9 protein-coding genes are annotated in these 11,865 nt (G+C 61.4%); 7 read left to right on the top strand and 2 right to left on the bottom strand.

Features of this window, described 5'->3' with window-relative positions; genetic code table 11:
• The first annotated feature begins 67 nt into the window (after positions 1-67).
• The 7 genes from GOQ25_RS01690 to GOQ25_RS01720 all read left to right on the top strand — a co-directional run bounded on the left by GOQ25_RS01690 (position 68) and on the right by GOQ25_RS01720 (position 8,397).
• Entirely contained in the window at positions 68-1,495 is a 1,428-nt protein-coding gene (locus GOQ25_RS01690) for a dihydroorotase family protein (protein WP_160348703.1), read from the top strand.
• 8 nt (positions 1,496-1,503) lie between these two features.
• Positions 1,504-1,824, top strand: coding sequence for a hypothetical protein (locus GOQ25_RS01695; RefSeq protein WP_160348704.1), 321 nt, complete (start codon positions 1,504-1,506; stop codon positions 1,822-1,824).
• Complete coding sequence (locus GOQ25_RS01700; protein WP_160348705.1) at positions 1,821-2,795, top strand: GTP-binding protein; 975 nt, start codon at positions 1,821-1,823, stop codon at positions 2,793-2,795. Before GOQ25_RS01695 ends, GOQ25_RS01700 begins: the two co-directional genes overlap by 4 nt.
• A gap of 17 nt (positions 2,796-2,812) precedes the next feature.
• A complete protein-coding gene (locus GOQ25_RS01705) occupies positions 2,813-3,811 on the top strand; it encodes an asparaginase (protein ID WP_160348706.1) in 999 nt (332 codons plus the stop codon).
• Positions 3,812-4,017: 206 nt separating this feature from the next.
• Positions 4,018-4,692 (top strand): GntR family transcriptional regulator, encoded by a 675-nt coding sequence (locus GOQ25_RS01710; protein ID WP_160348707.1) that lies wholly within the window; start codon positions 4,018-4,020, stop codon positions 4,690-4,692.
• A 180-nt stretch (positions 4,693-4,872) separates the two neighbouring features.
• Positions 4,873-6,198, top strand: a complete 1,326-nt coding sequence (locus tag GOQ25_RS01715; RefSeq protein ID WP_160348708.1) for an aspartate aminotransferase family protein — start codon at positions 4,873-4,875, stop codon at positions 6,196-6,198.
• A gap of 222 nt (positions 6,199-6,420) precedes the next feature.
• Positions 6,421-8,397, top strand: coding sequence for a DUF945 family protein (locus GOQ25_RS01720; protein WP_160348709.1), 1,977 nt, complete (start codon positions 6,421-6,423; stop codon positions 8,395-8,397).
• 143 nt (positions 8,398-8,540) lie between these two features.
• On the opposite strand, the gene gcvP is transcribed toward GOQ25_RS01720, so the two are convergent.
• Positions 8,541-11,414 (bottom strand): aminomethyl-transferring glycine dehydrogenase, encoded by a 2,874-nt coding sequence (gene gcvP, locus GOQ25_RS01725; RefSeq protein ID WP_160348710.1) that lies wholly within the window; start codon positions 11,412-11,414, stop codon positions 8,541-8,543.
• Between the two features lie 62 nt (positions 11,415-11,476).
• Complete coding sequence (gcvH, locus tag GOQ25_RS01730; RefSeq protein WP_160348711.1) at positions 11,477-11,854, bottom strand: glycine cleavage system protein GcvH; 378 nt, start codon at positions 11,852-11,854, stop codon at positions 11,477-11,479.
• Positions 11,855-11,865: the final 11 nt, after the last annotated feature.

Here is an 11,865-nt window from a genome sequence, read left to right on the forward strand (position 1 = left end):
GAGCCCACTGTCGCGCCGGACGACGATCCGGCCGCGACTGGCTGTTGTATTTATTGAGAATTGATCAATGTTTGATCTCATCATCCGTTCAGATCGCGTGGTGACGCCGCATGGCGTCGGCGCGCACGACATCGCTATCCAAGGCGAGAAAATTGCCGCTGTCGGTGCGTATGGAAGCTTGTCTCCGACAGAAGGCGGCCGGCTCATCGATGCATCGGGCAAGATCGTGATTCCGGGTGGCATCGACCCGCACGTGCATTGCAAATGGCACGTGCCCAATGTCGACGGCACGGCCGGTTTGTCTGATCCCCCAGACGTGGTGAGTCGCGCGGCACTGCATGGCGGCACGACCACGATTATCGATTTTGCCCGTTGGACACATGGCAACACCATCCAGGGTACGATCGAAAAGCGCGACCAGGATTGGATCGGCCAAACTTACTGCGATTACGCCTACCACGTGATGGTCGAAGGCGCATTGCCGCCGGATATCTTCGGACAGATCGCCGAAACCATTCAGGCGGGCTACCCGACGATCAAGATCTTCACCACCGATATTCGCCCGTCCACGCGTGGCCGGATGGTGGACTTCGGCGATATCTGGGAAGTCTTCAAAGTACTTGCGGCCGAAGGCGGCATGGGCGTAATTCACGCCGAGGACAACGACATCGTCATGCACATGTACGACAAGCTGATTCGCGAAGGGCGGGTCGCCTTCGAGAACATGGCCGAAGTGCACAACACGCTGTCCGAGGACCTGTCATTTCGCCGCATCATCCGCTTGGCCGAGCAGGTGCCCGGCACGGCGCTCTACATGATGCACGTCAGTGCCGCCACCGGCACCGCCGCCATTCGCGAAGCGCGAGCCAAGCGCCTGCCGATCTATGGCGAATCGCTGCATCAGTACATGCTCTACACCAGCGAAGACTACAAGCGCCCGAACGGTCAGATGTATCACACCTATCCGTCGCTGAAGTCGCAACAGGATCAGGACGCACTGTGGGCAGGCACGCTGGATGACACGATCCACGCCATCGCCACCGACGAGATCTGCTGCTCGCTGGCCACCAAGACCCAAGGCGTGCGTATCGATGATACGACTGGCGGTAATGCCGCGGTCGAACCACGCGTATCGCTGATGTACACCGAGATGGTCGAAAAGCGCGGCTATCGTTTGGAAAAGTTCGTGGATCTGGTGTCGACCAACGCGGCCAAGGTGCTGGGCTTGTATCCCCGCAAGGGCGCCATCGCCGCGGGCAGCGACGCAGACATCGTGGTGCTCGACCCCGGTCTGCGCCGCACGCTCGATGCCAAGGAGCTGCACGAAACCGACTATTCCCCGTGGGAAGGCCGTGAAGTCGCGGTATGGCCCTCGCTGACCGTGCTGCGCGGTCAAATCGCGGTCGAAGACGGTGCGTTCCATGCACGCCCCAATGGCCAATATCTGCCCCGCAAGATCGATCCGTCGATCCTCAACGGCGGCACTAAGCTGTAGAGCGCGCGATGCACGAAAGCGAACTTTTGCGTCGATTGCACGCCTTGTTGGCGGGCAGTGTCGCGTTGTGGAATCTGGACGATGTCGAACTTTCCGACTCGGGCGAAGACACGATCCAGATCAGACGCGCGGATGGCTTCACGGTGAGTGTGACGCAGACACCGCCCGCCATGCGCGACATCGCACGCTGGTCGGTCAAAAGCTCGCTGGGCTCATCGCGTCTTTGCAGTTCGGTGCTCGGCGTAGTGAGTGTGGTGAGCGAGATGCTTGGCATCATGCAAAGCCAACGGGTGCCGCTACGCGTGGGCGTCATGGGAGTCGCAACATGACCCCGGTCACGCTTTTAACGGGTTTCCTGGGCAGTGGCAAAACCACGTTGTTGTCGCGCTTGTTGTCCAGCGATGACTTTCGCGATACGGCCGTCATCGTCAACGAGTTTGGCGAGGTAAGCCTGGACCACGAGATGATCCGAAGCGCAGACGAGACGGTCATTACCCTGGGTAATGGCTGCCTCTGCTGTCGTTCATCATCGGATGTGGCGCGTGCCCTGGACGATTTGCGCCGCCGCCGCGAGGCGGGCGAGATCGCATTTCAACGCGTGATCATCGAGACCTCGGGCCTGGCCGACCCGGTGCCCTTGCTGCATGCATTAAGCAGCGATCTGGTGTCAGCCATGAACTTCGTGTTGTCGCGCGTGGTGACCGTGGTTGATGGCGTGGCCGCCCTGTCCACGTTGGAGCGCTACGAAGAAGCACGACGCCAGGTCGGCATGGCCGACATCGTGCTCGTGTCGAAAACCGACCTGGTCGAGGACACTACCAGCGTGCGCGCCCTGGTGTCGGCGCTGAATCCGACCGCCCTCGTGATGGATGCTCGGAGCTGGTCGGGACAAACGCCTGAGCGCGTCGAACCACGAGCCAGGCCCGCTGCCGCGCCAGCGCTGCACACGCATGGCTATCGCTCGATCAGCCTCGTGCGCGAAAAGCCCTTGAGCGCCGCCGTCGTGCCGCTGTTCCTGGAAGGACTGGCCACGCATTTAGGCGACAAGCTGCTGCGTCTGAAGGGTTTTATCGCGCTGGCGGAATGTCCCGATAAACCGATGGTCGTGCATGCGGTCCAGCATATGGTGTTCAGCCCGCAATGGCTGCCTCAATGGCCCAGCGACGATCAACGCACGCGCATCGTACTCATCGGCCACGATCTCCCGACCGATTGGCCCGAACTATTGCTAGAGGCGCTCGAAGCCGAGGTGCAAGTTGTCACCCAAGAGCGGCTCAATCCAACTCAGCAAGCGATATAAAACAGGATGGTTCTACGATGAATAAACCTTTAGTCGCCGTAATCGGCACGGGTGGCACAATTTCCTCGGTGGTGGATGATTCGCTGGATGTGCTGAACTACCCGGACATCAGCCGCAAGATGAACTCGGCCGAGGCCATCGCGCGTATTCAAGAAACCGAGCGGTTTGCCCAATATGTGCCCCTGCCGTTTCGCGCTGTCGGCAGCTCGGCGATTTTGCCGTCGGATTGGATCGAACTCGCGCAGTTGATCATGCGTACGGCGCAAGAGCGCCCCGAGATTCGCGGCTTTGTCATTTTGCACGGCACAGCGACGATCGAAGAGACCGGGTATTTCCTGAACCTGGTATTGAAGACCGACAAGCCCGTCGTGCTGGTAGGCGCACAGCGTCCGGCCAGCGCGGTCAGCAGTGACGTCAATATGAACGTGCTTGCCGCCGTGCGCACGGCGATCGACGAGCAATCCATTGGGAAAGGCGTATTGATCGTGTTGAATGACGAAATTCATTCGGCCCGCGACGCGACGAAGACCTCGACCTACCGGCTTCAGACCTTCCGCAGCCACGACTTCGGTTTGCTGGGTCACGTCGATGGCGACCGCATCGAGTTCTATCGCTCGCCGGTGCGCAAGCACACCTTGGAGAGCCCGTTCGACATCAGCGAGATCTCCGTCTTGCCGCGCGTGGACATCGTTTATTCGTATGCCGGCGCGGACGCGACGGCCGTGGATGCCTTTGTCGCCGCAGGCGCCAAAGGCATTATCTCCGCCGGTCTGGCCCCAGGCATCCCCGCACCGCTGGAGCGCAAGGCGCTCGAACGCGCGGCCGCCTCCGGCGTGCTGGTGGTGCAATGCAGCCGCGCCGGCAGCGGCCGTGTGGCGCGCCGGCAGTATCTGTGCGATCAAGGCATGTTGGGTTCGGACAATCTCAACCCGCAAAAGGCCCGGATTCTGCTCGCGCTGGCGCTCACCAAAACCAATGATCCTGATAAGATTCAGGCGTTTTTCGAAATGCTGTAGAGCTCTACACGATTTGTGAAGACCTCTTAGTGTAGTGGGACCCGCCTGGCGCTTTGGCGTCCAACGAACTCGATGGCTTTCGATGTTCGACGGATATCGCTAAAAGCCGAATCTCTAGTGTGATCTCTCGCGATTGAGGAAAGAAAGTGAAAACTGTGCAGTCAGGGACGAGGGCCCGAAGGTCGTCGACGCAAAACCGTGGCTCATTGCGAACGTTCCCTGTTGCAAAGCTCGACACAGTCCTGCGCGAGAATTTATCGACACACGTGGAGCGCCATATCCGTCAAGCATTGCTGGCGGGTCATTTCGCGCCGGGTGACCGGATTTCGCTGATCTCGATCGCAGAGACGCTCGGAACCAGCGTCACGCCGGTGCGCGAGGCGATCTCGCGCCTGGCCGCGGCGCAGGCGCTGGAGCTCGTGCCCGGCGCGATCGCGCGGGTGCCCGCCTTCGACGCGCATCACTACGAAGAGCTGCGCGACATCCGTCTGGCCGTCGAATGTCTGGCCGTCGAACGCGCCGCCCTACGCGTCACGAAGCGCGAGTTAACGCAGATCAAGCGCGCCCTGAACGGTTTTCTTGCAGCCTCACAAAGCGACGAAGTCGAGAAAATGCTTTTGGCCAGCCGCGACTTTCGCTTTTTGATCTACGAGGCATCGAAGATGCCGGCGCTAGTGCGCGTGATCGAAGACCTGTGGTTGCGCACCGCCCCCTCTTTCCGCCTGATGTACGGGTTCCGCACACGCGACGAAGAGCTCGAGCAAAGCTACTCGAAATTATTCCAGGCGCTGGAGAACCACGATGCGGCCGAGGCGCGTCGGGTAGCCGAACATACCGTGGTCGTGGGCGCATCGCGCCTGATCGCCATGGTCGGCTCTTGATTTCGGCGGCGAAAGCGGCGACAGTATCTGTACAGTATTCGCTAGTCTTCCAATACAGTTAGGAAGAATTACGTTGACTGTATATTTTCATCCTGCCGTTGCCCGGCCAGAATGGAAGCCGTTTTGCCACGCACGTCAGACGATTGCGTGGCGGCACATTGATCAACCTGGAGCAAGACCATGAACGCCCCCGCCGAGCTGCCCGATCTGTCGCATCTTTGGATGCCCTTCACCGCCAACCGCCAATTCAAAAGCCAGCCACGTATGCTGGCCAGCGCCAAAGGGATGTACTACACGTCGGTCGATGGCCGCCAGGTGATGGATGGCACGGCCGGGCTATGGTGCGTGAACGCGGGCCATTGCCGCGAAGAAATCGTCCAGGCCATCGTACAGCAGGCGGGCGAGATGGACTATGCACCCGGCTTTCAGCTGGGTCACCCTCTGGCATTCCAAGCCGCGACCGCCGTGGCCGAGATCATGCCCGAAGGCCTGGACCGCGTATTTTTCACGAACTCCGGTTCGGAATCGGTCGATACCGCGCTCAAGATCGCACTGGCCTACCACCGCGCGCGCGGCGAGGGCCAACGCACTCGCTTGATCGGTCGCGAGCGCGGCTATCACGGCGTGGGATTCGGCGGCATATCCGTGGGCGGGATCTCGCCCAACCGCAAGACGTTCTCCGGCGCATTGCTGCCGGCGGTGGACCATCTGCCGCACACCCATAACCTGGAGAAAAACGCCTTCTCCAAGGGTCAACCGGCCTGGGGCGAGCATCTGGCCGATGAGCTCGAGCGGCTCGTCGCCCTGCACGATCCGTCCACGATTGCCGCGGTCATCGTCGAACCCATGGCGGGTTCCACCGGTGTGCTCATTCCGCCCAAGGGCTACCTTGAACGCCTGCGCGCGATCACGGCAAAATACGGCATTCTGCTGATTTTCGACGAAGTCATCACGGGCTATGGCCGCCTCGGCGCCGCGACCGCGAGCGAATTCTTCGGCATCACGCCGGATCTGATCTGCATGGCCAAGGGCGTGAGCAACGCCGCAGTCCCAGCGGGCGCGGTGGCGGTCAAGCGCGAGGTCCATGACGCGATCGTCAATGGCGTGGCGGGCGGAATCGAGTTCTTCCACGGCTACACGTATTCGGCTCACCCCCTGGCCGCGGCCGCCATTATCGCCACGCTGGACTTGTACAAGCGCGAAAGCCTGTTTGCCCGCGCGCGCGAAATGTCGGCGGCGTTCGAAGTGGCCGCGCACGGCCTGCGTTCGGCGCCCAATGTCATCGACATCCGCAACCTCGGTCTGGTGGCGGGTATTGAGCTCGCCCCGCGCGAGGGAGCCCCCGGCGCGCGCGCGACCGAGGTGTTCCAGAAGTGCTTTGACAATGGTCTGATGGTCCGCTTTACCGGTGACATCATCGCCGTGTCGCCTCCGCTCATCATTGACGAGACGCAGATCACGGAGCTCTTTAGCAAGCTCAACGACGTGCTGCACAGCGTGGCATAAAGGGCGATGCGCGGCATCGTCATCGATGCCGCGCATCCTATTGCCGCGAGTCCGGCCGCGTTTCTTGTAGCCGCACGCAACGTGCGCGTATACAGCCAGTAACTCCCGCGAAAACACCGGCTCCCCACATCTCGTTATACTCCCCGCGGGGCTGACGATGCCCTCGACTGGATAGCTGGCTTGCGCCGATCCAGCGGTAAGCAACGTATAACGGAAAACGAAATGAAAAAGGCAGTAGGGATCACCACCGGAGTGGTCGTTGTCGCCGTCGCTGGTTGGCTCGGCGCGACCTGGTACACCGGCAAACGCATCGAGGCCGAAGCACCGGCGCAAGTGACGCGGCTCAATAAGGAGCTGGCTCAGGCGCTTGCCGGCACGGGGCACGGCCTGTCGTTCGAACAGATCTCCTACGACCGCCATTTCTTTACCACCGATGTTCGGTATGTGGTCAAACTGAGCGAACCCGCCGACGACGACACGCTGCCTGAAAACCTGCTGGAAATCGCGGGAAAAATCGAACACGGGCCATTCGCCAAGGGCGCGCTGGCACGTGGCCATTGGCTACCCAAGCTCGCCTTTGTGCACACCGAACTGGCGGAAAACGAGTTCATCAAGCCCGTGCTCGAGTTGACCCAGGGTGCCTCGCCCGTGACTAGCGATACGATCTTTGCGTACAACGGCGATGCGGAAATCACCTCCTCCATCGTCCCCATCGAATTCGCGAAAGACGAGCAAAGCATCAAGTTCAGCGGCGCGCAAATGCAGGGGACTTACACCCGCGCCACGCAGCATATCGTCGGGTCCTCGACGATGGGTAAGCTGTTTTTGCACATCAATGATGAAGACGAGACCGTACAGATCGACATCGATGGCCTGAGCATGGAGATCGATACCCGCGCGGGTAAGTGGGGTCTGGGCGTCGGCACCTCCGGCATGAAGATCGACCGCATGGCGTTCGACGCGAAGCCGCGCGCGCTGGACGCTGCCACGCCCGGGCAAGCCCCCGAGGAGCATGGCTCGAATGTCGTGATCAAGAAACTGAGCTATACAGGCTCGTTAGGCGAGACCGGCGATATGCTCCATGGCGCCGCCGACTACAAGATCGGCCAGGTTTTGGTCAATGGCAACGATTTTGGCCACGGGTCTGTCAGCATCAAAGTAGATCGCGTCGATGGTCCGGCCTCCAAGGCCCTGACCGATTTTTATAACGAACTGCTCAGCGAATCCTCGGATGACACTGTTGCCAGCTCGCCCAACGAGGCCCGAGTCACCGAGGCGACCAATCAACTCATCAAGCTGTTGGCGGCCAAGCCTACGCTGCGCATCGAGCCGGTGATCTGGGAAACTGCCAAGGGGCAAAGCCGCCTGGACCTGGCCGTGGACCTGACCAAGCCGGAAGGGTTGAACCCCGGCCAGGCGCTGCCGTCCGATTATCGTCAATTGGTTCAACAGGCCATTGCACTCATCGATCTGAAGATCAAGCTGTCTAAACCCATGATGCAGGATGTGCTGGCGCAGTATCTGCAAAACGAGGGCGAAGACGCCGCGGTCGCTGCGGACGAAGCCGCCGGACAGATAGACTCGCTGGGCGGCCTGGCCGAGATGTTCGGCATCGCCAAGGTGCAAGGCGAAGACCTGGTGGGCACGTTCCGCTACGCTGAAGGCAAGGCTGACCTCAATGGCGAGGAATTCCCCGTCGAAGATTTGTTCGAAAATCTATTAGGGGGCCTGGGCAGCGACGATGAGGAAATGGTTGGCGACGATAACGCAATGCTCGAGACGCTGGATCCCACGGTCATCGGCGAGATCATCGAGAGCATGGGTTACGACTACCAGTTGGGCGCCACCGACGACGGCGCGCCCGTGGTGAAGGTCGATGGCAGTGACGAAGGCGCCGAGAGCATCACGATCGCGTTCAATGACTGCGAAACCTCCTCGGCGTGCAGCGACATGTCCTTGCGCGCGACGATCAAGACGCCGCATGCAGTGTCGATGCGTGCGCTGAATGATTGGAATCAGGAAAATCGCATGGCGCGCGCCTATTGGGATGCCGACAAAAAAGTCGCCGTCCTGGAAATGGATGTGAACGCCTATGGCGGTATCGGTGCGAGTAATGTGCAGTATTCGCTAGCCGTCTTTTTGGCCAGCGTGACGGATTTCGCCGACACGATGAACGCCGCGGCAGACAAGAAGTCGTAACCTGGCGCCAGCCTTCCGGCTGACCTAGCAAGACGCCCGTCGAAAGCGATTTCGACGGGCGTTTTATTTAGCGACGATCACAGCGATGAAAGCGGCCGCGTGACAAAGCGAGCCTTCTATCGCTGCGTCAGCGTGCGATCAGATCAGAGGTAAGCCTCGATCGGCAGGCACGCGCAAACCAGATTGCGATCGCCATACGCGTTATCCACGCGCGCGACGGGCGGCCAGTACTTGGTCTGGCGCAACGAGGCGACCGGATATGCGGCCTGCTGACGCGGATAGTCGTGATGCCATTCTTCCGCGAGCAACATCTGCGCCGTGTGCGGCGCGTTCTTCAGCACGTTATCGTCGCGGTCGCGTTCGCCGCGTTCGATCTGCGCGATCTCTTCGCGGATGGCAATCATCGCATCGACAAAACGATCCAACTCGTCCAGGCCCTCGGATTCGGTGGGCTCGACCATCAACGTACCGGCGACCGGGAAGCTCATCGTCGGCGCATGAAAGCCATAGTCCATCAGACGCTTGGCGATATCCTCGGCGCTCACGCCGCTGGTTTCTTTCAGCGGACGCACGTCCAGGATGCACTCGTGCGCCACGCGGCCGTTACGGCCGGAGTAGAGCACGGGATAATGGGCGCTCAGGCGCGATGCCACATAGTTCGCATTCAGGATCGCTACTTCGGTCGCGCGACGCAAACCCTCGGCGCCCATCAAGGCGATGTAGGCAAACGAGATGGGCAGAATGCTGGCCGAGCCATAGGGCGCGGCCGACACCGGACCGACATTCGCGTCGGCGCCCAACTTGCCCTGTGCGTTCACCACGCCGGGCAGATATGGCGCCAGATGCTCGCGCACCGCCACGGGACCCACGCCCGGACCACCACCGCCGTGAGGAATGCAGAAGGTCTTGTGCAGATTCAGGTGCGACACATCCGAGCCGAATTTGCCCGGCTGCGCCACGCCCACCATCGCGTTCATGTTGGCGCCATCCAGATACACCTGGCCGCCTGCCTGATGCACGAGGTCGCAGATCTCGGTGATCGTTTCTTCGAACACGCCGTGCGTGGACGGATACGTGATCATCAGCGCCGCGAGGCGATCGCCCACCTGTTCGAGCTTGGCGCGCAGATCGGCGATATCGACGTTGCCGTTATCGTCCGAAGCCACGACGACGACGCTCATGCCTGCCAGTTGCGCCGAGGCCGGGTTGGTGCCGTGCGCGGAGGCCGGAATTAGGCACACGTCGCGTTGCGACTGGCCACGCGCGCGGTGATAGCCGCGAATGGCCAGCAAGCCGGCATATTCGCCTTGCGCGCCGGAGTTCGGCTGCAGGCTGATGTCGTCATAACCGGTGATTTCGCACAGTGCCGCCGACAAGCGCTGCACCAGTTCGCGATAGCCTTGGGTTTGGTCTTGGGGCGCGAACGGATGGATCTGCGCGAATTCCGGCCACGTGATGGGGATCATCTCGGCCGTGGCATTCAGCTTCATCGTGCAGGAGCCCAGCGGGATCATGGTGCGATCCAGCGCCAGATCCTTGTCGGCCAGCTTGCGCAGATAGCGCAGCATGTCGGTTTCCGACTTCACGCTCGAGAACACGGGGTGCGTCAGGATCGCGCTCTCGCGTTGCACGGACGCCGGGATACCGCCTGCCGCCACGGCGTCCAGCGCCGCGATGTCCAACGCGACCTCGTCGGTTTCCAGGCCCGCGGCGAACACATTAACGAGTGTCTGCAGATCGGCGGCGGTGACGGTCTCGTCCAACGAGATGGCCAGACGCGCGCCATCGACACGGCGCAGGTTGATATGCGCGCACTCGGCTGCCGTCACCAGCGCCGGCGTCGCGGGGCCGGTTTCGAGCAACAACGTGTCGAAGAAAGTGTCGTTGACGACCTTGATACCCATCTGCGTCAGGCTGTGGCGCAGGATGGCGGTGTAACGCTGTACACGGTTGGCGATGCGGCGAATGCCTTCGGGGCCGTGCCAGACCGCATAGAGGCCCGCCATGACCGCCAGCAATACCTGGGCGGTACAAATATTCGAGGTCGCCTTCTCGCGACGGATATGTTGTTCGCGCGTTTGCAGGGCCAACCGCAGCGCCGGGTTGCCCTGGGCGTCTTTCGACACGCCCACCAGGCGGCCTGGCATATTGCGCTTGTACGCGTCCTTGCACGCCATGAAGCCGGCATGCGGGCCGCCAAACCCGAACGGTACGCCAAAGCGTTGCGAAGAACCGATGGCGATGTCGGCGCCCCACTCTCCCGGCGGCGTCAGCAGCGCGAGCGCCAGCAGGTCGGTGGCGCAGGCCACGACCGCGCCTTGTGCGTGCGCCTGTTCAGCCAGCGCGCGATAGTCGGCGACCGAACCCAAGCTGTGGGGATATTGCAGCAGCACGCCAAAGCATTCGGGCAAGCCTTGCGCTTCGTCGGCCACCGTGATCTCGATACCGAGGCCCTCGGCGCGCGTACGCACGACTTCGATGGTTTGCGGATGGCAATGCACCGAGACGAAAAACACCGGGCTTTTCGCCTTGGAACCACGGCGAGCCAGAGTCATGGCTTCAGCGGCGGCGGTGCCTTCGTCGAGCAACGAGGCGTTGGAGATATCCAGCCCGGTCAGGTCCGCCACCATGGTCTGGTAGTTCAGCAAGGCCTCCAGGCGGCCCTGGGAAATCTCGGGCTGATACGGCGTATAGGCCGTGTACCAGGCCGGATTTTCCAGCACATTGCGCAGCACCACGTTGGGCGTTTGCGTGCCGTAGTACCCCTGGCCGATATAGTTGCGGAAAACTTGGTTGCGGCTGGCGATGGCCTTCAATTCGGCCAGCATGGCCGGTTCGCTCAGCGAATCCGGCAGATTGAGCGGGCCTTTGCTGCGAATCGCGGGAGGCACGACTTCGGCAAGCAAGGTGTCCAGGCTATCGCAGCCCACGGCGGCGAGCATCTTGGCCTGATCGTCGGTCGACGGACCAATATGGCGGGGAACGAAATCGGAATGGGTATCTAAAGCGCGCGACATGAGGAATCTCGGTACGGAGAAAGCGTCATGCGGGCCAGATCGCCCGCATGACGTCAAGCGGGTCAGCTGTTGGCGACGGCTTCGTAGCCGGCGGCGTCCAGCAACTGGTCGACATCGGCCGCGTTGTCCGGCTTGATCTTGTAGATCCAGGTGTTGAATGCCGCTTCGTTGATCAGATTGGGCGTGCCTTCGAGCTCTTCGTTAAACGCGACGATTTCGCCCGAGACCGGGGCGTAGATGTCGGAAGCGGCCTTGACCGATTCGACCACGCCAGCGGTGTCGCCGGCCTTGAGCTTGGCGCCGACGACCACGTCGCCGACAAAGACCAGATCGCCCAGCTGTTCCTGGGCGGTATCGGTAATGCCGACGGCGTAGACATCGCCATCGGCGAGCACCCATTCATGGGACTCGGTGTATTTACGATCGGTGGGCAGGCTCATGAAAAGCTCCT

Source organism: Bordetella sp. 15P40C-2, from assembly GCF_009763235.1.
GTDB lineage: Bacteria > Pseudomonadota > Gammaproteobacteria > Burkholderiales > Burkholderiaceae_B > Bordetella_A.